This window comes from Pseudacidovorax sp. NFM-22, from assembly GCF_021401245.1.
Lineage (GTDB): Bacteria > Pseudomonadota > Gammaproteobacteria > Burkholderiales > Burkholderiaceae_C > Xenophilus.
Genome location: NZ_JACBFY010000001.1, coordinates 1,203,389 through 1,225,017 on the forward strand (window position 1 = coordinate 1,203,389; position 21,629 = coordinate 1,225,017).

The 21,629-nt window shown below is 70.7% G+C and carries 20 protein-coding genes; 12 read left to right on the forward strand and 8 right to left on the reverse strand.

What is annotated here, in order from left to right:
- The first annotated feature begins 213 nt into the window (after positions 1-213).
- Positions 214-2,070, forward strand: a complete 1,857-nt coding sequence (locus tag L0984_RS05455) for a gamma-glutamyltransferase family protein (RefSeq protein WP_234192698.1) — start codon at positions 214-216, stop codon at positions 2,068-2,070.
- Between the two features lie 115 nt (positions 2,071-2,185).
- On the opposite strand, the gene L0984_RS05460 is transcribed toward L0984_RS05455, so the two are convergent.
- Genes L0984_RS05460 through L0984_RS05475 form a run of 4 tightly spaced genes read right to left on the reverse strand, consistent with a single transcriptional unit; the run spans position 2,186 to position 6,468 of the window.
- Positions 2,186-3,169, reverse strand: a complete 984-nt coding sequence (locus L0984_RS05460) for a Bug family tripartite tricarboxylate transporter substrate binding protein (RefSeq protein WP_234192699.1) — start codon at positions 3,167-3,169, stop codon at positions 2,186-2,188.
- A gap of 56 nt (positions 3,170-3,225) precedes the next feature.
- Complete coding sequence (locus L0984_RS05465) at positions 3,226-4,227, reverse strand: Bug family tripartite tricarboxylate transporter substrate binding protein (protein WP_234192700.1); 1,002 nt, start codon at positions 4,225-4,227, stop codon at positions 3,226-3,228.
- 37 nt (positions 4,228-4,264) lie between these two features.
- A complete protein-coding gene (locus tag L0984_RS05470) occupies positions 4,265-5,248 on the reverse strand; it encodes a hydroxymethylglutaryl-CoA lyase (RefSeq protein ID WP_234192701.1) in 984 nt (327 codons plus the stop codon).
- Positions 5,245-6,468 carry a CaiB/BaiF CoA transferase family protein gene (locus L0984_RS05475; protein ID WP_370645891.1) on the reverse strand — a complete coding sequence of 408 codons (1,224 nt, stop codon included), beginning with the start codon at positions 6,466-6,468 and terminating at the stop codon, positions 5,245-5,247. The genes L0984_RS05470 and L0984_RS05475 overlap by 4 nt, the downstream gene beginning before the upstream one ends.
- Before the next feature lie 129 nt (positions 6,469-6,597).
- On the opposite strand from L0984_RS05475, the gene L0984_RS05480 reads away from it, so the two are divergent.
- The 4 genes from L0984_RS05480 (at position 6,598) to L0984_RS05495 (ending at position 10,282) form a co-directional block, all read left to right on the forward strand.
- Entirely contained in the window at positions 6,598-7,491 is an 894-nt protein-coding gene (locus L0984_RS05480; RefSeq protein WP_234192702.1) for a LysR family transcriptional regulator, read from the forward strand.
- The gene (gene earP, locus L0984_RS05485) at positions 7,488-8,564 is read left to right on the forward strand and encodes an elongation factor P maturation arginine rhamnosyltransferase EarP (RefSeq protein ID WP_234192703.1); all 1,077 of its coding nucleotides are present in this window, start codon (positions 7,488-7,490) and stop codon (positions 8,562-8,564) included. Before L0984_RS05480 ends, earP begins: the two co-directional genes overlap by 4 nt.
- 166 nt (positions 8,565-8,730) lie before the next feature.
- Entirely contained in the window at positions 8,731-9,285 is a 555-nt protein-coding gene (gene efp / locus L0984_RS05490) for an elongation factor P (protein WP_234192704.1), read from the forward strand.
- A 124-nt stretch (positions 9,286-9,409) separates the two neighbouring features.
- The gene (locus L0984_RS05495) at positions 9,410-10,282 is read left to right on the forward strand and encodes a TIGR00730 family Rossman fold protein (protein WP_234192705.1); all 873 of its coding nucleotides are present in this window, start codon (positions 9,410-9,412) and stop codon (positions 10,280-10,282) included.
- Positions 10,283-10,550: 268 nt separating this feature from the next.
- Here the strand turns inward: L0984_RS05495 and L0984_RS05500 are convergent, their stop codons facing one another.
- The 3 genes from L0984_RS05500 to L0984_RS05510 form a co-directional block, all read right to left on the reverse strand.
- Entirely contained in the window at positions 10,551-11,273 is a 723-nt protein-coding gene (locus L0984_RS05500; protein ID WP_114803412.1) for a GntR family transcriptional regulator, read from the reverse strand.
- Positions 11,274-11,344: 71 nt separating this feature from the next.
- The gene (locus L0984_RS05505) at positions 11,345-12,046 is read right to left on the reverse strand and encodes a maleate cis-trans isomerase family protein (RefSeq protein ID WP_234192794.1); all 702 of its coding nucleotides are present in this window, start codon (positions 12,044-12,046) and stop codon (positions 11,345-11,347) included.
- A gap of 74 nt (positions 12,047-12,120) precedes the next feature.
- The gene (locus tag L0984_RS05510; RefSeq protein WP_234192706.1) at positions 12,121-13,176 is read right to left on the reverse strand and encodes an ABC transporter substrate-binding protein; all 1,056 of its coding nucleotides are present in this window, start codon (positions 13,174-13,176) and stop codon (positions 12,121-12,123) included.
- A 279-nt stretch (positions 13,177-13,455) separates the two neighbouring features.
- On the opposite strand from L0984_RS05510, the gene L0984_RS05515 reads away from it, so the two are divergent.
- The 3 genes from L0984_RS05515 to L0984_RS05525 are packed head-to-tail and all read left to right on the forward strand — an operon-like array spanning position 13,456 to position 16,278.
- On the forward strand, positions 13,456-14,547 hold the full coding sequence (locus L0984_RS05515; protein ID WP_234192707.1) for an ABC transporter ATP-binding protein: 1,092 nt from the start codon (positions 13,456-13,458) through the stop codon (positions 14,545-14,547).
- A 5-nt stretch (positions 14,548-14,552) separates the two neighbouring features.
- Complete coding sequence (locus L0984_RS05520; RefSeq protein ID WP_234192708.1) at positions 14,553-15,410, forward strand: ABC transporter permease; 858 nt, start codon at positions 14,553-14,555, stop codon at positions 15,408-15,410.
- Positions 15,403-16,278 carry an ABC transporter permease gene (locus tag L0984_RS05525; RefSeq protein WP_234192709.1) on the forward strand — a complete coding sequence of 292 codons (876 nt, stop codon included), beginning with the start codon at positions 15,403-15,405 and terminating at the stop codon, positions 16,276-16,278. Before L0984_RS05520 ends, L0984_RS05525 begins: the two co-directional genes overlap by 8 nt.
- A 59-nt stretch (positions 16,279-16,337) precedes the next feature.
- Here the strand turns inward: L0984_RS05525 and L0984_RS05530 are convergent, their stop codons facing one another.
- Positions 16,338-16,853, reverse strand: coding sequence for a nucleoside deaminase (locus L0984_RS05530; RefSeq protein ID WP_234192710.1), 516 nt, complete (start codon positions 16,851-16,853; stop codon positions 16,338-16,340).
- A gap of 38 nt (positions 16,854-16,891) precedes the next feature.
- Between L0984_RS05530 and L0984_RS05535 the strand changes: the two genes are divergently transcribed.
- From L0984_RS05535 to L0984_RS05550, 4 genes are all read left to right on the forward strand, one after another.
- Positions 16,892-18,400: an amidohydrolase family protein gene (locus L0984_RS05535; RefSeq protein ID WP_234192711.1), complete on the forward strand. Its 1,509-nt coding sequence runs from the start codon at positions 16,892-16,894 to the stop codon at positions 18,398-18,400.
- Positions 18,397-19,320: a polysaccharide deacetylase family protein gene (locus L0984_RS05540; protein ID WP_234192712.1), complete on the forward strand. Its 924-nt coding sequence runs from the start codon at positions 18,397-18,399 to the stop codon at positions 19,318-19,320. The genes L0984_RS05535 and L0984_RS05540 overlap by 4 nt, the downstream gene beginning before the upstream one ends.
- Positions 19,317-20,066: an aspartate/glutamate racemase family protein gene (locus L0984_RS05545; RefSeq protein WP_234192713.1), complete on the forward strand. Its 750-nt coding sequence runs from the start codon at positions 19,317-19,319 to the stop codon at positions 20,064-20,066. Before L0984_RS05540 ends, L0984_RS05545 begins: the two co-directional genes overlap by 4 nt.
- A 71-nt stretch (positions 20,067-20,137) precedes the next feature.
- Positions 20,138-21,592 carry an amidase gene (locus L0984_RS05550; protein ID WP_234192714.1) on the forward strand — a complete coding sequence of 485 codons (1,455 nt, stop codon included), beginning with the start codon at positions 20,138-20,140 and terminating at the stop codon, positions 21,590-21,592.
- Positions 21,593-21,629 lie beyond the last annotated feature (37 nt).

Sequence of the window (21,629 nt, forward strand, 5' to 3'; positions counted from 1 at the left end):
GCCCGGCCTGTGCGAGTCAATCCCGAGGACCTGCGCGCCTATTCCGCACATGATGTGTCCGCACATCGCGTAAAAGGCCAATGCATGAAAGTCACCCAGACTGCTTCTCGACAGCTCGCCGCCATGGTCGCCCTGGCGGTCGGGCTCGGCTGCGCCTCCTGCGGCGACGCTACGTTGCAGCAAAAACGCGAACACTCCGCTTCGGATTCGCCCATGTCAGGCTGCCAGACCACTGCCAGCGGCGGCGCGCCGGTAGCAATGGGCTCAGGCCTGCAGGGCGACCCGGCCGCGCCGGAGCCGGCGTCCGGCTATGTGCCGGGCAAGAAGGTCATCTACGCGAAGACCTACATGGTGGTCGCCAACCACCCGCTGGCCACCAAGGCCGGCTGCGACATCCTCAAGGCAGGCGGCAGCGCGGTCGACGCGGCCGTGGCTGTGCAGGCCGTGCTCGGCCTGGTGGAACCCCAGTCGAGCAGCCTCGCCGGCGGGGCCTTCCTGCTGCACTTCGACGCCAAGACCAAGAAGGTCGAAGCCTATGACGGCCGCGAGACGGCCCCGGCCGCAGCCACGGCCGACTACCTGCGCTACATCAGCGACGCCGACAAGACCACGCCCAAGCCCAGCGCCCGCGCCAGCGGCCGCTCCATCGGCACCCCCGGCGTGATGCGCATGCTCGAACTCGCGCATGGCGACCACGGCAAGCTCGCGTGGAAGGACCTGTTCGGCGAAGGCACCAACCTCGCCACCAACGGCTTCAAGATCGGTGGGCGCATGGCCGCCGCCATCGCGGGTTCGGCCTCCAACCTCAAGCGAGACGACGAGGCGGCCGCCTACTTCCTCGACGCCTCGGGCAATCCGAAGCCCCTGGGCGCCACGCTGACCAATCCGGCCTATGCCGGCGTGCTCAAGGCCATGGCCTCGCAGGGTGCCGATGCCATGTACACCGGCCCGATCGCCCAGGACATCGTCGCCAAGATCGGCATCACCGCCGGCATCGATGGCTCCGTGATCACCCCCGGCCTGACGACGCTGGACGACCTGAAGAACTACCGCCCCAAGCGCCGCGATCCGGTGTGCGTGACCTACCGTACCTACTACATCTGCAGCATGTCGCCGCCCTCCTCCGGTGGCATCGGCGTGCTGTCCACGCTGGGCATCCTCGAGAACTTCAACATGGCGCTGCATGCGCCCACCGCCGTCGACATCGAAGGCGGCAAGCCGACCGTGATGGGCGTGCACCTGGTCTCCGAAGCCGAGCGCCTGGCCTATGCCGACCGCGACAAGTACGTGGCCGACACCGACTTCGTGCCCCTGCCCGGCAACAGCCCGGACACGCTGCTCAACAAGACCTACATGCGCACCCGCGCCAACCTGATCGACTTCACCAAGAGCATGGGCACGGCGCAGGCCGGCGACCTGGGCCCCGTGCCACTGGGCATCGACAAGACGCCCGAGAACGGCACGACGCACCTGACCATCGTCGACAAGGACGGCAACGTGGTCACGATGACGACCACGGTGGAGTCGTCCATGGGCTCCTACCACATGGCGCGCGGCATCCTGTTGAACAACCAGTTGACCGACTTCTCGGCCTCGCCCACCGACAGCAACGGCCTTCCCGTGGCCAACCGCGTCGCACCGGGCAAGCGCCCGCGCAGCACGATGGCCCCGACCATGGTGTTCAACGGCAGTGCGCCCGGCGACTTCGTGATGGCGACCGGCTCGCCCGGCGGCGGCACGATCATCCAGTACGTGGTCAAGACGCTGGTCGGCGCCCTGGACTGGAAGCTGGACGCGCAGCAGGCCACGTCGATGGTGGACTTCGGCGCCTCCAACTCGACCACCACCAACGTGGGCGGCGAGCATCCCAACATCGACGCGACCAGCAACGGCGCCAACGATCCGCTGGTGACCGGCCTGCGCACGCTGGGTCACACGGTCTCGGTCAGCGCCCAGTCCAGCGGCATCAGCACGGTGGTCCGCACGCAGGTGAACGGCAAGACGGTGCTCAGCGGCGGCGCAGACCCCCGCCGCGAAGGCATCGTGCTCGGCGACACCTTCACGCCGTGATGCGCGGGATGCGCACGAGGCGCCGGCGCTAGCCGGGCCTCGCCCCAGAACAAAGGGCGGTGCCGATGGCACCGCCCTTTGTTCCTTCAGCGGCGACTGCTCGCCGCCCTCGGCGTCAGTCCACCTCGATACGCGCCGTCTTCGCCAGTTGCGACCAGCGCGCGAGGTCGGCCGTCACCCGCGCGGCCAGCTGTGTCGGGTCCTGGAAGTCGGCCGTCGCGCCCTGGTCCTGCGCCAGCTTCCTGAAGGCGGGCGTGTTCAGCACGCGCCCGATCTCGCCCGCGAGCTTCTGCACCACCGCATCCGGCGTGGCCGCGGGCGCGAAGACCGCGAACCAGGAGCTGGCATCCAGCTTCGGAAAGCCCGCTTCCGCCGTGCTCGGCACGTCCGGCAGGCTGGGCAGGCGGCTGGTGCCGGTCACGGCCAGCACACGCAGCTTGCCGGCCTGGATGTGCGGCATGAAGGGAGGCGCGGTGCCGAAGGTCAGGTCCACCTGCCCGCCCAGCAGGTCCTGCAGGGCCGGGCCAGTGCCCTTGTAGGGCACGTGCACCATCTGCACGCCGGCCTGCTGCTCCAGCATGGCGCCGGTCACGTGCTGCAGCGAGCCGTTGCCCGACGAGGCGTAGTTCAGCTTGCCCGGATGCGCTTTGGCGTAGGCCACCAGATCGGCCAGCGTCTTCACGGGCAGGTCGGCCCGCACCACGATGATCTGCGGCGCGGACAGCACGTTGGCCACCGGACGCAGGTCCTTCTGCGCCCAGGGCAGCGGCGTCTTGCTCACCGCCGGCGTGATGACGTGGTAGCCGGAGTACTGCATCAGCAGCGTGTAGCCGTCCGGCTCCGCACGCTTGACGAAGGCCGCGGCAATGGCGCCGTTGCCGCCGCCCTTGTTCTCCACCACCAGCGACTGGCCCAGCGCCACGCCCAGCGGCTGCGCCAGCATGCGTGCCGACAGGTCGGTGGTGCCGCCGGTGGCGGTGGGCACCACGAGCGAGATCGGCCGCGACGGATAGGCGCCTTGCGCCAGGCTGGCGAGCGGCAAGGGCAGCAGGCAGGCGGCTGCAGCTGCAGCCAGGAAGCGTTGACGGGTGAGGGTCATGCGTGTCTCCATGTTCTTCATTGGCGGGTCGGAGGCCGGAACGCCCGGCCGCGGCGTCAGTCCACCGTCGCGCCCGTGTCCTTCACGATCTGCGCCCACTTGCGCAGGTCCGACTGCACCAGCGCGGCCAGTTGGGCCGAGCTGCCCTTGAAGGGCTCGCAGCCGACGCTGGCCAGCTTCTCCAGCACGTCGGGGCTTTCCAGCGCCTTGTTCACCTCGGCCTGCAGCCGGGTGACGATGGCCGCGGGCGTGCCTGCCGGCGCGAAGAGCGCATACCACGGCGCCTGGCCGAAGCCCGGCAGCGTCTCGCCGATGGTGGGCGAATCGGGCAGCGCCTTGATGCGCTGCGGGTTGACCACGCCCAGCACCTTGAGCTTGCCCGACTTGATGAAGGCGATGACCGAGGGCAGGCTCTGCACCGACAGCGGCACCTGCCCGCCGACCACGTCGGTCGCGGCTGCCGCCGAGCCCTTGTAGGGCACGTGCTGCAACTTGATGCCCGCGGCCTTCTGCACCATCTCCCCGATCAGGTGGTTGAGCGTGCCGTTGCCGGCGGACGCGTACGAATACGCGCCCGGCTGCGCCTTGGCCAGCCGGATCAGGTCGGCCATGTTCTGGCCCGGAAAGGACGGGTTGGCCACCAGCACATAGCCGGCGGTGGCGATGGGCGCGATGGGCTCGAAGTCCTTCACCGGATCGAAGCCCGGATTGCGGTAGAGCGCCGGGCTCGTCACCTGCGCGCTGTCGGCCGTGAGCAGCAGCGTGTAGCCGTCGCGCTTGGCACGGGCCGTCGCCGCCGTGGCCACGGTGCCGCCGGCGCCGGGCCTGTTGTCCACCAGCACGGTCTGGCCCAGTTGCTGCGACAGGCGCTGCGCCACCACCCGGGCGATGACGTCGTTGGCGCCGCCTGCGGCCTGGGGCACGACCACGGTGATGGGCTTGCTGGGATAGGCGTCCTCGGCCCAGGCGGCCGGGACGGCAGCACCGCAAAGCAGCGCGGCGCCGATGCCGGCCGTGATGCGGCGGCGGCCGATGGCGGGGAAGGGGGTCGTCGTCATGGTCTTGTCTCCGTTGTCGTGAGGGTCGGGCAAGTCGTCAGGTGCGCGCCAGGGCGCGCTCGCGCACGGCCGCGAAGTCGGCCGGCGGCGGATGCAGTTGCAGCCGCGGGCCGGCCTTGAGCAGTTGGCTGGGCACCTCGTGGCCGACCAGGGCGGGCAGGCGGGCAGCGGCGTGCATCACCCTCGCAAGATCCACCGGCACATGGAAGTCCATGCACTGCAGCGCGTGCACGATCTCCTCGGTGCAGACATTGCCAGTGGCGCCCGGGGCGTAGGGGCAGCCGCCGAGACCGCCGATGGAGGCGTCGAAGCGGTCCGCGCCGGCGTCGATGGCGGCCAGCACATTGGCCAGCCCCATGCCGCGTGTGTTGTGGAAGTGCAGCGTGAAGGTCTGGCGCGGCCAGCGGACCCGCGCCATCGCCACCAAGCGTGCCACCTGCGCCGGATGGGCCATCCCCGTGGTGTCGCACAGCGTGAGGCCGTGCACGCCCAGCTGGTCAAAGCGCTCGATGAGGTCGAACACCTCGTCGACCGCCACCTCGCCCTCCATGGGACAGCCGAACACGCAGGACAGCGACACGTTCACCGCCACGCCCGCCGAGCGGCCCAGCGCCACCACCTCGGCCAGCGCGCGGAAGGACTGCGCCCGCGTCATGCGCAGGTTGGCCAGGTTGTGGGTTTCGCTGGCGGACATCACCAGGTTCAGCTCGTCCACCTTCGATTCGATGGCGCGCTCGGCGCCACGCACATTGGGCACCAGCGCGGCATAGACGACGCCAGGGTGACGCTCGATCTCGCGCAGTACGACCTCGGCGTCGCGCAGCGCCGGCACCGCCGCAGGCGAGACGAAAGCGCTGACCTCGATCTTGTCCAGCCCCGCGGCAGAGAGCTGGTTCACCAGCGCGATCTTGTCCGCGGTCGGCACAAAGGCGGCCTCCATCTGCAGGCCGTCGCGGGTGCCGACCTCCTGCATGTGGATGCGGCGGCCGGCGCCCTGCCAGGCACTGTGCACGGCATTCATTGGATGATTCCCTTCTCGCGCAGTTGCGCGATCTGGCTGGCGCTCAGGCCTACCTCGGCCAGCACGGCGTCGGTGTCGTCGCCCAGGCGCGGCGCGCTGCTGCGCACGCGGCCCGGCGTGGCCGAGAGCTTGGGCACGATGCCCGGCACCGTGAGCGTGTCACCGTCGCGCGTCTGCTGGGTCAGCAGCATGTCGCGGGCGCGGTAGTGCGGGTCTTCGGCGATGTCGCGGGCGGTGTAGACCTTGCCGGCCGGCACGCGGACGGCGGCCAGGCTTTGCTGCACCTCGCGCACCGTGCGGCCCGTGGTCCAGTGCGCGATGGCCGCGTCGATCTCCTGCACGCGGGCCACGCGGCCGGCGTTGTTGGCGAGGTCGGGCGCGGCGGCCAGATCCGGGCGGCCGATGGCCTGCATCAGCCGTTTGAAGATGCTGTCGCCATTGCCCGCCACGAGCACCCAGCCGTCGGTGCACGGATAGGCATTGCTGGGCGCGATGCCCGGAAGTGCGCTGCCGGCGGCCTCGCGCACCACGCCGAAGGCGCTGTATTCGGGAATCAGGCTTTCCATCACGTTGTAGACCGCCTCGTGCAGCGCCACATCGATCACCTGGCCGCGCCCACCATGGGCCTGCCGGTGATAGAGCGCCGCCAGCACACCGATGGCGCCATGCAGCGCCGCCAGCGTGTCGCCCAGCGACACGCCGACTCGCACGGGCACCCGGCCCGGCTCGCCCGTCAGGTGGCGCAGGCCGCCCATGGCCTCGCCGATCACGCCGAAACCCGGCTGGTCGCGGTAGGGCCCGGTCTGCCCGAAGCCGGAGATGCGCAGCACGATCAGCCCCGGGTTGGCGGCCTGCAGCGATTCGGGGTCGAGGCCCCATTCCTCCAGCATGCCGGGGCGGAAGTTCTCGATCAGCACGTCGGCCTCCGCGATCAGACGCCTTGCCACGTCCTGGCCCTCGGGTGCGCGCAGGTCCAGCGCCACCGAGCGCTTGTTGCGCGACTGCACCTGCCACCAGACCGAGGTGCCCTTCTGCAGCAGCCGCCAGTTGCGCAGCGGGTCGCCGGTGACCGGCGGCTCGATCTTGATGACCTCGGCACCGAACTCGCCCAGCGTCTTGCCGCAGAAGGGCCCGGCGATGAGCTGGCCCATCTCGACGATGCGCACGCCCTGCAGCGCGTCGCCGCCAATGAGGGTGGGGGATGGAGGGCCGCTGTCCACGTGATGTCTCCTGGCATGGCCCGGCGGGCCGATCGGGTGCGGATCATGGCGGCTGGGCCTCCGCCCGCAAAGCGCCGGTGCGCGAGGCCACCATCGCAATCCGGCATGGCAGGTAGCATCGCCCCTCCCATGAACCTCGACCCCGTCTCCCTGCGCGTGTTCGTGGCCGTGATGGAGCACGGCACCATCGCCGCCGCCGGCGCGCAGCACCACATCGCGCCCTCGGCCGTGAGCCGCCGCCTGGCCGAGCTGGAGGGCGTGCTGCGCGTGCCCCTGTTCGCCCGCAGCAACAAGGGCATGGCGCCCACGCCGGCCGCCTTCGCGCTGCGCGACCTGGCGCGCGGGCTGATCAACGAGATGGAAGGCATCGCCCAGCAGATGCGCGACTACGGCCGCGGCACGCGCGGCCAGGTGCGGGTGGTGGCCAACATCTCGGCCATCACGCAATTCCTGCCGCGCGAGCTGCAGACCTTCCTGGCGCGGCATCCGCAGGTGGACGTGCGGCTGCAGGAGCAGATCAGCAGCGCCGTCGCGCGCAGCGTGGCCGAGAACGCGGCCGACCTGGGCATCCTGAACGACGGCGACTACGGCGATGCCGTGCGCCTGCTGCCCTACCGCGAGGACGAGCTGGTGCTGGTCGTGCCGCAGGGCCATGCGCTGGCGCGGCGCCGCCAGGTGGACATCGGTGCCGTGCTGGACCACGACGTCGTCGGCATGCATCCGGGCAGCGCGATCAACCAGCAGCTCACCCGGGCCGCCGCCGAGCGCGGACGGGCGCTGCGGCTGCGCATGCAGGTCAGCAGCTACGACGCGCTGTGCCAGATGGTGGCGGCCGGCCTGGGCGTGGGCGTGCTGCCGCGCGGCAGTGCCGCCCTCTTCCGCGGCGCGCTGCCGCTGCGCATCGTGGGCCTCACCGAATCCTGGGCGCGACGCCGGCTCGCGCTGTGCGTGCGGGCGGACGAGGGCCTGTCCAGCGTGGCGCAACTGCTGGTCGACCACCTGCGCGCGGAGGCCCAGGCATGAACTGGGACATCTTCTGCCGCGTGATCGACAACCACGGAGACCTGGGCGTGACCTGGCGCCTCGCCCGGCAGATCGCCGTCGAGCGCCGCGAGCCGGTGCGCCTGTGGGTGGACGACGCCAGCGCGCTCGCCTGGATGGCGCCGCGGGGCCAGGCGGGCGTGCAGGTGATCGACTGGTCCGACCCCGCCGCCGTGCACGCCGCTGCGGCCACCGGCCCGGATCCGCATGTGCTGATCGAGGCCTTCGGCTGCGACCCCGCGCCCGAACTCGTCGCCCGCTTCGCCGCGCGGCCCGGCGGCATCTGGCTCAACCTCGAATACCTGTCGGCCGAGGACTTCGTCGAAGGCCTGCACGGCCTGCCCTCGCCGGTGATGAGCGGCCCGGGCCGCGGCTGCACCAAGCATTTCTTCTATCCCGGCTTCACGGAACGCACCGGCGGGCTGCTGCGCGAAGCCGATCTGGCGCAGCGCCAGGCCGCCTTCGACCGCGGCGCCTGGCTGGCGGCGCAAGGCGTCGGCTGGCAGGGCGAGCACATCGCCAGCCTGTTCTGCTATGAGCCGCCAGCGCTGGCCGACTGGCTGGCGGGCCTGTGCCAGGGCGCAGGGCCGACGCGGGTGCTGGTGGCGGCCGGCCGGACGGCAGAGGCCGTGCGCGCGGTGCTGCCGCAGTTGCCCGCCGACCGGGGCGCCGTGCACATCGACTGGCTGCCACACCTGCCCCAGCCCGACTTCGACCACCTGCTGTGGGCCGCCGACTTCAACGCCGTGCGCGGCGAGGATTCGCTGGTGCGCGCCCTGTGGGCCGGCAAGCCGATGGTGTGGCACATCTATCCGCAGGACGATGGCGTGCACCACGAGAAGCTCGACGCCTGGCTCGATGCGCTGGACGCACCGGCCTCGGTCCGCGCCTTCCACGCCGCGTGGAACGGCCGGCCGGGCGCGCCAAGGTTGCCGGCCCTGGACGACGCGCTGCTGGCCGACGCCACCCGCATGGTGCAGGCCGCGCGCGCGCGACTGCTCGCTCAGGACGATTTGCTGACCCGGCTCGTCCGTTTCATTGCCCAAAAAAGCTAAAATCGCGGGCTTTGCGGAAATCTCCGCCGCGGCGCGTGCACCAGCCGGTGCGCCCCCACGGAGCCGCCAACCCGCCGCGGGAACCTGCTTTTGCCGCCGCCACCGACGTCCTTCCGGGCGGGAGTGACGGTCCGGGGCACGCCGAGCGGCCTCAACTCCAGCACCTATGAAAATCGCTCAAGAAATCCGCGCCGGCAACGTCATCATGCACGGCAAGGACCCGATGGTCGTCCTCAAGACCGAATACAGCCGCGGCGGCCGCAACAGCGCCACCGTGCGCATGAAGATGAAGAGCCTGATCGCCAACTTCAACACCGAAGTGGTCTTCAAGGCCGACGACAAGATCGACCAGATCGTCCTGGACAAGAAGGAGTGCACCTACTCCTACTTCGCCGACCCCATGTACGTCTGCATGGACAGCGAATACAACCAGTACGAAGTCGAAGCCGAGAACATGGGCGACGCCCTGAACTACCTCGAAGACGGCATGCCCGTCGAAGTGGTGTTCTACGAAGGCAAGGCCATCTCGGTCGAATTGCCCACCAGCGTCGAGCGCGAAATCACCTGGACCGAGCCTGCCGTCAAGGGCGACACCTCCGGCAAGGTGCTCAAGCCCGCCAAGCTGTCGACCGGCTTCGAAGTGTCCGTGCCCCTGTTCGTGAACCAGGGCGACAAGATCGAAATCGACACCCGCACGGGCGAATACCGCAAGCGCGTCTGAGCCTGCCGGCGGCAGACTCCCGCATCGCTCCTGCAGCACGAGGCCCCACCGGGGCCTTTTTCTTTGGCCGCTGGCCCGAGGATTGCTGCGAGCAGAATCCCCTGGCCACTTTCCACAGCGCCGAATGAGCCCCAAAGACAGCACGCACGACCTTCACAACAAGCGCCTGGCCGACGCCTGGGCCACGCTCCAGGCCCATTCCGACCGCGGCCTGCCGCTGGACCCGGATCCCTCCCGCCTCGCCTTCGCCGACCCCGAATTCCTGCTGCGCCGCGAGACCCGCGGCCTGCGCATGCAGCTCGAGCTGATGAAGCCCGACATCGAGATGCGTGCCCACGGCATCGAGAACACCGTGGTCGTCTTCGGCAGCGCGCGCTTCCGCAGCGAAGAGGAGATGACGGCCCTCATCGCCCAGGCCGAGGCCGCCGGCGACGAGAAGGCCGCCGCGCGCTGGAAGCGCCTGGCCCGCGGCAGCCACTACTACGAGCAGGCCCGCGCCTTCGGCAAGCTGGTCGCGCACTACAGCAACGACAAGGAGCCCGAGGACAAGCTCTTCGTCTGCACCGGCGGCGGCCCCGGCATCATGCAGGCCGCCAACCGCGGCGCCTACGAGGGCGGCGGCCTGTCGGTCGGCCTGGCCATCGCCCTGCCGATGGAGGAAGCCGCGAACGTCTACGTCACGCCCGCGCTGAGCTTCAAGTTCCACTACTTCGCCATCCGCAAGATGCACTTCATGATGCGGGCGAAGGCACTGGTGGCCTTCCCGGGCGGCTTCGGCACCCTGGACGAGCTCTTCGAGGTCGTCACGCTGGTGCAGACCCGCAAGGCCAAGCCGGTGCCGATCGTGCTGTTCGGCTCGGAATACTGGAAGCGGCTGATCGACTTCGAATTCCTGGTGGACGAAGGCGTGATCTCGCCGGAGGACATCGACCTGTTCAGGTACGTCGACACGCCGGAAGACGCGTGGACCGAGATCAAGCGCTTCTACGAGTTGTGAAATAGGAGCGCCGCCCGCCGTACACCCGGGCAAGGGCGGGGTGCTCGGGCGCAACGTCGAGGCGGAGGATGCCGGTATGCGTGCGGAGGTGCCATTCGCGGCGCCGTGCAGTGCCCCAGGCACATCGGTGGAAGGCGAGCACCCCGTCTTGTGCAGCAAGCCGGTCAGCGCGAGCGTGCACCGGGAGCGCGCATGCCGGCGTCCTCTGCCGGGTTAACGCCCCAGCCCCTCGGACCACCGGAACAACGACTTCAGCTCAGCGGCGTACTCACCCCAGCAGCGCCTCCGCCAGATCGATCTCCGGCTCCTCCTCCTGATGGAGGTTGAGCGACTTCTCGATGTGGTGCAGGTGCTCGGCCATCAGCGCCAGGGCCTCGTCGCTGCGGCCGGCCTCGATGGCGTCGATCAGCAGCGTGTGCTCGTCGTTGGGGCAGGCGGCGCCGGTGGGCGCCTCGAAGGTCAGGATGGCCAGACAGGTCAGCGGCGTCAGCTCGCGCATCATCCGCGTCAGCAGGCTGCTGCCCGACAGCTCGGCCAGCAGCACGTGGAACTCGCCCGACAGCCGCACCGCCGACCGCCGGTCGCCGTTGTCATGGGCCTGCTGCTCGCGCTTGACCAGCGCCCGCAGCTGCTTGATGGCCTGCGGCGCCTTGCCGGCGACGATGCGGTCCATCACCCGGCGCACGATGGCCGGCTCCAGCGTCCGGCGCACCTCCAGCACATCGTGCGCCTCGTCCACGCTGGGCGTGGTGACGAAGGCGCCGCGGTTGGGGATGAGCGTGACCAGCTGCTCCACCGCCAGACGCTGCAGCACGCCGCGCACCTGCGTGCGGCTGACCGAGAACAGCTCGGCCACCCGTTCCTCCGACAGCTTGGTGCCCGGCATGAGCCGGTGCTCCACGATGGCGTCATAGATGCGCTGGTAGATGTCGGCCTTGGAGGCCGACTTGCCGGTGGCCTTCAGGACCTGGCGAGGCGTGGGGATGGGCATGGCGTCGGATCGGACATTCGGCGAGTGTATGCAAGGGCGCGCACCCAGGCGCACACCGGCACAGGCGCACTTCACAGCGTGAACAGGCTGCCCCAGCCCGTCACGCGGCGCGTGTCCACGCCGGCGATGCGCAGCGATTTCCACACCGCCGTCGCCACCGAGTCATAGACCGGCACGCCCAGCGCCGCCTCCAGCTGCGGCACCAGGTGCGCGGCGCGCAGGTTGGTGCAGAAGGTGGTCAGGCATTGCGGGTCGCCGCTGGCCACGGCGGCGCGGGCCATGGCCTCGATCTGCGCAGGCGTGACCTCGGAGAAGGCAAAGTTGACCGACAGCCCCAGGTGCTGCTCCGCCACGCAGTCGAAGCCGCTCGCGCCGTAGTTGGCGACGATGCGCTGCTGCACCTCGGCCAGGTAGGGCGAGAGCAGGCCGAAGCGCGTGCGACCGGCCAGCCGCATGGCCTCGTTCAGCGCCAGCACCGAGGTGCAGGCGGGAATGCCCGTCTCGGCCGTGATGCGCGCGCACAGCGCCTCGTCGCGCTCGAAGCCCAGCCAGCCGGACGAGGTGCCGTTCCAGGCGATCACGTCCACCCGCGCATCGGCCAGCAGGCGCGCGGCCTCCAGGATCGGCGTCTCGTCGAACTGGCCCAGGGCCTGGTCGGAGAGCGAGATCTCGGTGACGCGGAAGCGCGCGAAATGCGCCGACACCTCGGGCAGGCCGGCCACCATGGCCGAGGTGATGGGCTCCAGCGCGGTGTTGGACGAGGGCGTGAGCATGCCCAGCAGCACGCGCCGGGGCGCGGCCCCGGGCGCCGCGGGCACCGTGGACGAAGCGATGTCGCTCACCGTGCTCAGACCTTGATCTCGCGGTTGAAGCGGTCGATGTACTCGCCGCGGCGCGGGTTGAGCTTGGCCCAGTCGACGCCGTTCATCTGCTCGATCTCGGCCATGTTCTTGGCGTAGGCCTGCAGGCCGGGGCTGAACTGGGCCTTGGTGCTCACGGGCGCCACGAAGTAGGGCTCGGCCGCCATCTTGGTCTGCACCTCGGGGCTGAGCGCGGCATTGATGTAGGCGGCGGCCAGGTCGGGGTTCTTGGTGTTCTTGACGATGTGCATCACGCTCTTGATGTGGATCCAGCCCGTGTCCGGCTTGGCCAGCGCCACCGGCACGCCCTTGGCCTGCAGGTCGCCCACGTTGTTGTTGTAGTGCACCGAGATGTCGATCTGGCCCTGCTGGAACAGCGTCGCCAGCGAGCCCGGGTTGCTGGCCACGGCACTCACGTTGGGCAGCAGCTTCTTCACGAACTGGAAGGCGGGTTCCATGTTCTCCTCGCTGCCGCCGTTGAGGCGCGCGATCTCGACCATCCAGGCCGACATCAGGGTGGAGCCCATGCCGGCCAGGCCGACGCGGCCCTTGAACTCGGGCTTGAGCAGGTCGTTCCAGGACTTCGGGGGCGTCTTGATCTTCTCGGTGTTGTAGGCGATGCCGATGATCTGGCCCGACACGAACACGCCCAGACCGCGCGGGTCGACCAGCTTGGCCGGCACGTCCTTGAGGTAGGGCATCTTGTCGGTGGGGATCTTCTCGAAGATGTCCTGCGACAGGGCGGCGAGGTAGGGGCCCTCGTCCAGGATGATGACGTCGTAGGGCGGGTTGGCCTTGGAGGCGGCGATCTTCGAGACCGTGTCCACCGCCAGCGAGGGCACCAGGCTCACCGAGGCGCCGGTGGCCTTGGTGAAGGCCGGCAGCAGGATGCTGCGGTGCGCCGACTCCCAGGCGCCCGGGTAGGTGGTGGCCGAGATCGACTTGCCCTGCGCCAGGGCCAGGCCGGCATGGCCGGCGAGTTGGACGGCGCCGGCGCCAGCGGCACCCTGCAGAAGACGGCGGCGGGACAGAAGCAGGCTCATGGATCTTTTCCTTTCAGTCGGAGCCGGCCACCTCGGCCGGATGCGGCTGGCCTGCGCAAGCTCCGTGCCACGGACGCCCACGACCGAAAGCCGTCGTATCCAATGCCGGCCTCCCCATTTCGGGGGGCGGCCTGCGCCAACTTGGTCAGGCACGCACCATTTCGTGCACAGTCAAACTAGTTTTTGTATCCAATTCATCGGCGTTTTGTGCCTCGGTCACTGGCATGGATCTTGAAGAAGACAGCTGCGGCCCTTCCCGCGAAACCAGGACCCATGCGCATGCCTTCTTCTCCCGCCGCCGCAGCCACCGCCGTCGAGCTGGACCAGATCCATCACCGCTATGCGGGCTCGGTGGCGGTCGAATCGGTCTCGCTGCAGATCCGCCCCGGCGAGCTGGTGGCGCTGCTGGGCCCCAGCGGCTGCGGCAAGACCACGCTGCTGCGCATCGTGGCCGGCCTGATGCGCCAGAGCGGCGGCCAGGTGCGCATCGGCGGCGAAGTGGTCGATGCCCTGCCCACCAACGAGCGCGGCGCGGGCATCGTGTTCCAGAACTACGCCCTCTTCCCGCACATGACTGTGCTGGCCAACGTGGCCTACGGCCTGCGCGCCCGAGGCGTGGGCGCCGCCGAGGCGCGCGCCACCGCGGAGCGCATGCTGGAGATGGTGCAGATGTCGCGCTTTGCGCAGCGCCATCCGCGCGAACTCTCGGGCGGCCAGCAGCAACGCGTGGCCCTGGCCCGCACGCTGGCCGTGCAGCCGCGCGTGCTGCTGCTGGACGAGCCCTTCGCCGCGCTGGACAAGAACCTGCGGCTGGACATGCAGATCGAGATCCGCCGCATCCAGCGCGAGCTGGGTATCACCACCATCCTGGTCACGCACGACCAGGAAGAAGCCATGTCCATGGCCGACCGCATCGCCGTGATGCATGCAGGCCGCGTCGAGCAGTTCGACACGCCCGAGGCCATCTACGACCGGCCCGCGTCGCTCTTCGTCGCCACCTTCATCGGCACCGCCAATCTGTTGCCCGGCCGGCTGGCCCGCGAGGGCGAGGCCGGCTTCGCGGTCGACTGCGACGGCGGTGGCCGCCTGCCGCTGGCCGAGGCGCAGCCCTGCTCGCGCGTGGGCGCCGTGGTGCTGGCCGCGCGGCCCGAGCACCTGGCCCTGGGCGCACCGGCCGCCGACGCCCTGCCCGCCACGGTCGAGATGGTGCTGCCGCTCGGCCCCTCACTGGTCTACGAGCTGCGCCTGCCCGGCGGCACCACCGCCAAGGTGACGCAGCCGCGCACGGCCGAGCAGCCGCGCTTCGAGGCCGGCCAGACGGTGGGCCTGCGGCTGCGCCAGGGCTCGCCCGCCAGCGTCTTCGCGGGGTGAGCGCCATGGCTGCCGCTGCCAATCCCCGCCTCACGCCGCCGCTGGCCCTGGGCCTGCCGCTGGGCCTGTTCTTCGCCGTCTTCGTGCTGGCGCCCATGCTGCTGCTGGCCTGGGTGAGCCTGCACAACGACACGGCCATGACGCAGTTCGGCGTCGGCCAGTACCTCAAGTTCCTGGGCGACGGCTTCAACCTGGGAATCCTGGGCAGCACACTGTGGCTGGGCCTCAAGGTCACGTTGCTGGCGGCCGTGGTGGGCTTTCCGCTGGCCTACCTCTACACGCAGGCGCCGCCGCGCTGGCAGGGCGTGCTCCTGCTGCTGGTGCTGCTGCCGCTGCTCACCAGCTCGGTGGTGCGCACCTTCGCCTGGGTGGTGATCCTGGGGCGTCAGGGCATCGTCAACACGGTGCTGCTGGACCTGGGGTTGATCGCCGATCCGCTCAAGCTGCTCTACACGCCCGGCGCCGTCACCGTGGCGCTGGCGCAGATCGAGCTGCCGCTGATGGTGCTGCCGCTGATCACCGCGCTGGCCAACATCGACGGCAACCTGCGCCAGGCCTCGCTGGCGCTGGGCGCGGGCCACTGGCGCACCTTCTGGCAGGTCACGCTGCCGCTGGCCATGCCGGGCCTGCTGGCGGGCAGCCTGCTGGTCTTCGCCAGCAGCGTGAGCGCCTTCGTCACGCAGACGCTGGTGGGCGGCGGGCAGCAGATGTTCATGCCCTTCTACATGTACCAGCAGGCCATCCAGGCCAACAACTACCCGTTCGCCGCTGCGGTCGCCATGCTGCTGCTGGTGTGCGTGCTGGGGGTGGTGGCCGCCATCAACGCGCTGGGCCGGCGCAGCAAGGGGTTCGTCCATGGCTGAGGCCTTCGTTTCCGGCACGCCGGTGCCTGCCGCCGCGTCGGCACCCATGGCCCGCGCCAACCCGCGCGGGCGCGCCGAGCGCCTGTCCTTCAAGCTGGTGTTCGGCCTGCTGGGCCTGATGGCGGCCGTGCTGCTGCTGGCGCCGACGGTGATCGTGGTCATCACCTCCTTCACCAGCGGCTATTCGCTCAAGTTCCCGCCGCCGGGCTATTCCACGCGCTGGTACGAGGCGCTGTGGGACCAGTCGCCCGAGCTGATCGAGGCCTTCGTGCTGTCGCTGGAGCTGGCGGCCACGGCCACGGCCATCTCCATCGTGCTGGCGGTGGCCGCGTCGCTGGCCCTGGCCCGCCGGCGCGAGGCCTGGGCGCGGGCGGCCGAGGCGCTGTTCCTGTCGCCGCTGATGCTGCCGGCGCTGGCCATCGGCCTGTCGCTGCTGATGCTGTTCAACCTGGCGGGCACGGGGCTGTCGTTCACGACGCTGGTGCTGGGCCATGTGGCCATCACGGCGCCCTACATCCTGCGCACCACCACGGCCAGCCTGGCCCAGCTGGACGGCGCACTGTTGGAAAGCGCCCATTCGCTCGGCGCCTCGGGCGTGTTCGCCTTCCGCACGGTGACGCTGCCGCTCATTGCACCGGGCGTGGCGGCGGGCGCCTTCATCGGCTTCATGTATTCCTTCGACAACGTGGCGGTGTCGCTCTTCCTGTCGGACGCGCGCAGCGAGGTGCTGCCGATCCGCATGTGGCACATCATCGAATCGAGCCTGGACGTGCGGGCCGCGGCGGTCTCGGGCGTGCTGATCGCCGCGACCATCGTGCTGATGGTGGTGATGGAGCGCGTGGCCGGCATCTCGCGGCACATGCGATGAGCGGTGCGCACGCGCCGTTCACGGGCCCGCCCCTGCCCGGGCGTGGAGCGCGGCGCGGATCAGGGCGCGGGCGCCACGCGGTCGCCGCCCCAGCGCAGGCGCAGCGCCAGGTAGTCGTCCTCCAGCACGCCGTCGCGCAGTTCCAGCGGGTAGTCGGTGAGATGGCAGAAGCGCTCGATGCTGTAGTCGCCCAGGTCCACGCGCCGCAGGCGCGCATGGCGCAGCGCCAGCACCAGCGTCTGCACGCCGGCAATGCGCAGCGCACCTGCGCACATGGGGCACGGCTCCATCGTGCAGTACAGCGTGGCACCCTGGGCCGCCTGCGGGCCGTGCGCGCGGAAGGCCGACTGCAGCGCATCGGTCTCGGCATGCGCCGTGGGATCGCCGCGCGTGTTCTGGCGGTTCTGTCCATAGGCCAGCACGCGGCCCTGCTTGATCAGCACGGCGCCCGTGGGCCAGTCGCCCCGGGCATGGGCGTCCAGCGCCTCGGCCAGGGCGGCGCGCATCCAGTGGATGTCGGCCGCCTCCGGGGTCATCGGCGACGTCGACGGTATCGGCATGGTGACAGCGGTCATCTCGTTCTTCCCCTTTCCCTTGATGGAGACACGCACGCATGAGCAAGAAGCGAACCCTGCTGCGCGGCGCCCAGGCCTTGCTGGGCGAGCAGCACCAGCATGAACCGCGCCCGCTGGATGTGCTGGTCGAGGACGGCCGCATCGCCGCCATCGAGCCGGCCGGCACGCTGGGCGGTGCCGACCGCGTGGTCGACCTGTCGCGGCACCTGCTGGTGCCGGGCCTGGTCAACGGCCACCAGCATTCGCACGAGCACTTCCAGCGCGGCCGCACCGAGAACCTGCCGCTAGAACTTTGGATGCACCTGGTGCGCACGCGCATGCCGGTGCCGCTCACGCCGCGCCAGGCCTACCTGCGCACCATGATCGGTGCCATCGAGTCGCTGCGCACCGGCTGCACCACGCTGGTGGACGACATGGCGCTGGGCGCGGCCATCGACCGCCCGCGCATCGAGGCCTGCCTGCAGGCCTACGACGATGCCGGCATCCGCGCGCTGGTGGGCTTCGCGATGATGGACAAGCCCATCGTCGACAACTTTCCCTTCCTGGCGCAGCACATGCCGCCCGCCATGGCCGAGGAGATGCGCGCCGGCCGCCGGCCTGATCCGCAGGACTGCCTGGCCCTGGTGCGCGAGCTGGCCGCGAGCCGCCATCCGCACAGCCGGCGCGTGGGCGTGCTGGTGTCGGCCTCGGCCCCGCAGCGCTGCACCGAGTCCTTCCTGATGCAGGTGCGCGCGCTGGCCGACGAACTGGCGCTGCCGGTCATCACCCATGTGCAGGAGACGCGGCTGCAGGTGGTCACCGGCCAGCTCTTCTACGGCTGCCCGATGGTCGAGTACCTGGACCGCATCGGCTTCCTCAAGCCGGCCACCAGCCTGATCCATGCCGTGTGGCTGAACCCGCGCGAAATCGAGGCGCTGGCCCGCACCGGCGCCACCGCGCAGCACAACCCCTGGAGCAACCTGCTGCTGGGCTCGGGCATCCAGCCGGTGCGCGAGTTGCTGGACGCGGGCGTGAACGTGAGCCTGGGCTCGGACGGCTCCTGCTCCACGGTCACCGTGAACATGCTCAACGTGCTGGGCAGCGCGGCGGCGCTCTCCAAGATCCGCGGCGACGACCACGCCCGCTGGCTCAGCGCACGGGAGGCGCTGCATGCCGGCACCGTGGCCGGCGCACGCGCACTGGGCTTCGGCGACCGCCTGGGCAGCCTGCGCGTCGGCGCCATGGCCGACCTGGTCGCCTACCGCACCGACACCGTCACCTTCACGCCGATGAGCGATCCGGTGCGCCAGCTCGTCTATGCCGAGCGTGGCGCGGGGCTGGACTTCTCGATGGTCGATGGCGAGGTGGCGATCCAGGACGGCCGGCTGGTGCGCGTGGACGAAGCCGCGCTGCTGGCCGAGATCCAGCACGAGTTCGCCGAGCTGATGCCGCAGTACGCCCGCGCCGAGGCCGACATGGCGCCGGTGCTGGCCGCCATGGAACGCATCCACCGCGAAGGGCTGGCAACGCCCATCGCGCCCGATACCTTTGCCGCACGGCTGCCATGACCCCTGCTCTGCCTCCGCGTGATTTCTCCGGCTACGGCGACAACACCCCTGCCATCCGCTGGCCCGGCGGCGCTGGCCTGGCGGTCTCCTTCGTGCTCAACATCGAGGAAGGCGCGGAGTTCGCCCTCTCCGCCGGCGACGAGCGCAACGAGGGCTGCCACGAGGTCACGAACGAGATCCGCGGCGTGCCCGACCTGTGTATGGAAAGCCACTTCGAGTACGGCAGCCGCGTGGGCTACCGGCGCATCGTGCGGCTGCTGGCCGAGGCGGGCGTGCCGCTCACGCTCAACTGCTGCGGCCGCGCGCTGGAGGCCACGCCCTGGATCGCCGAGGACGCCATGCGCCGCGGCTTCGAGCTGTGCTGCCACGGCTGGCGCTGGGAATCGCATGCCCACCTGGCCGAGGCCGAAGAGCGCGAGCGCATCGCCCGCACGGTTGCCACCGTCACGCGGCTGACGGGTCGGCCGCCGGTGGGCTGGCACACCAAGTCCTCGCCCTCGGTGAACACGCGCCGGCTGCTGGTCGAGCACGGCGGCTTCCTGTACGACAGCGACGCCTACAACGACGACCTGCCCTACTACCGCGAGGTGGCCGGCCGGCCACACCTGGTGCTGCCCTATGCCTTCGACACCAACGACATGCGCTTCTTCGACAGCCATGCCTTCGTGGCCGGCGAGGACTTCGCGCGCTATGCCATCGATGCCTTCGAATGGCTGCGGGCCGAATCGCAGGAGGCGCCGCGCATGATGTCCATCGGGCTGCACACCCGCATCATCGGCCGGCCGGGGCGCATCGGCGGTCTGAAGGCTCTCATCGACCACATCCGCGGCGCATCGGGCGTGTGGCTGGCCACGCGCGAGCAGATCGCCCGCCACTGGCTGGTCGAGGTGCCACCGCCCGCTGCCAAGGACGCTGCATGAAGCTGCTGCTGATCAACCCCAACCGCACCCAGGCCGTGACCGACGCGGTGCTGGCGGCCGCGCGCACGGCCGCCCGGCCGGGCACCGAACTGCTGGCCGTCACCGGCCGGCAGGGCCCGGCCATCATCGCCTCGCGTGCCGAGAACGCGCTGGCCCAGCAGGAGGTGCTGGAGCTGGCCGCGCAGCATGCGGCCGAGGTGGACGCCATCGTGCTGGGCGTCTCGCTCGACAGCGCGCTGTGGGCCTGCCGCGAGCTCTTCGATGTGCCCGTGGTCGGCATGACCGAGGCCGGCCTGCTGATGGGCGCCACGCTGGCCGGCCGCATCGGCGTGCTGACCTATGGCGCGCGCATGGCGCCGCTGTACCGCGAGCTGGTCGAGCAGCACGGCCTGGCCGCGCGCCTGGCCGGCATCGAGACGCTGGAGGTGACGCCGCAGCAGACCTTCGAGACGCCGCAGCGGGTGCAGGAAGCCGTGCTCGCCGGCATCGAACGGCTGGTCGTGCGCGATGGCGCCGAGGCCGTGCTGCTGGCCGGCGCGGCCATGGCCTCGATGGCGCCGGTGCTGCAGCCGCGCGCCAGCGTGCCGCTGCTCGACGGCGTGGCCTGCGCCGTCGCGCTGGCCCAGGCCCGCGTGGACCTGGCCCTGCCCGCCGCGCGTGCGGGCAGCCTCGCGCCCCTGCGCGGGCGGGACGTGACCGGCGTGACGCCGGCGCTGGCGGCGCGCTTCCGGGGCGCAGCGGCATGAGCGCCGGCCCTGCCCCTCTGCAAGGCGCGCCTGCCTCAGGCTCCATCGAAGCACAAGCTCGTCCAACGGACGTGAACCGCCTCGCCGCCTCCTCCGTTCGCCCTGAGCCCGTCGAAGGGCAGGACGGCGCACCCGCGTCGATCCCGCCGCTGCACGACATGGACGCCCGCGAACTGGCCACCCGCGTCGCACGCCGCGACCTGACGGCCACCGACGTCGCCCGCCATTTCATCGCCCGCGTCGAGGCGCTCAACCCCGGCCTGAACGCCATCGTCCAGTTCGACCCCGCCCGCGTGCTCGCCGAGGCCGAAGCGGTGGAGCGGCGCCTAGCCGCAGGCGAGCAGTTGCCGCTGGCCGGCGTGCCCTTCACCGTCAAGGACAACCTCTGGGTCGAGGGCTACCGCATCGCCCAGGGCTCGCGCCTGTTTGAGGACTTCGTCGCCCCGCGCGATGCCTGGGCCGTGGCCCGCCTGCGCGCGCTGGGCGGCGTGGTGCTGGGCATCACCAACTGTTCCGAATTCGCCTGCAAGGGCGTGACCAGCAATCTGGTCTACGGCGCGACGCACCATCCGCTCGATCCGTCGCTCACGCCCGGCGGCTCGTCGGGCGGCGCGGTCTCGGCGCTGGCCAGCGGCCTGGGCCTGCTCGCGCTGGCCACCGATGCCGGCGGCTCCACGCGCCGGCCGGCCGCGCACTGCGGGCTGGTGGGGCTCAAGCCCAGTCCCGGGCTCATCCCGCATCCGTGGGGCTTTGCCGAGCCCAACTACGGCCTGTCGGTCATCGGCGTGCTGGCGCGTGGCGTGGCCGACTGCGCCTGGGCCTTCGACCTGCTCGCGGCCTATGACGCCGGCGATCCGGCGGGCGTGCCGATCCCGAGCGGCCTCGCGCAGCCGACGCCAGAACCGCCGCCGCGCGACCTGCGCATCGCCTGGAGCCCGCGCCTGGGCTGCGACTTCGCCATCGACGAGGACGTGCTGACCCAGCTGCAAGCCCGCGTCGACGCCCTGCGCGCCGCCGGCTGGCAGATCGCCGACGCCGCCCCACCCTGGCCGCCCGAGGCGCGCGAGTACCCGCTGATCGCCCTCCAGCATGCCGGCCTGCATGCGCTCTACGGCGAGCAGTGGGCCGCCGACCCGTCCCGCATCGATCCGGTGCTGGGCGGGCAGATCGAGACCGGCGCCCGCATCGCGCCCGCCGATGTCGCGCGCGCCCTGCGCCTGCGCGAACGCATCGCGCACGCGCTGGCGGGCTTCTTCGAGCACTACGACCTGCTGCTGTGCCCCACCGCCCCGGTCACCGCCTGGCCGCTGGAGCAGTTGGGCCCGCCCGTCATCGGCGGCCAGCCCGCGGGCCCGCGCGGCCATGCGGCCTTCACGCCGCTCTTCAACTACTGCGGCGTGCCGGCGTGCTCCGTGCCTGCCGGCACCGTCCGCGACCTGCCGGTCGGCCTTCAGGTGGTGGCGCCGCGCTACGAGGATGCGCGGGTGCTGGGCTTCGCGGCGGTGGTGGAGACGACACCCGGCTGAAGTCTTGCGGCCCGGTGTCATGTATATACTGTATATA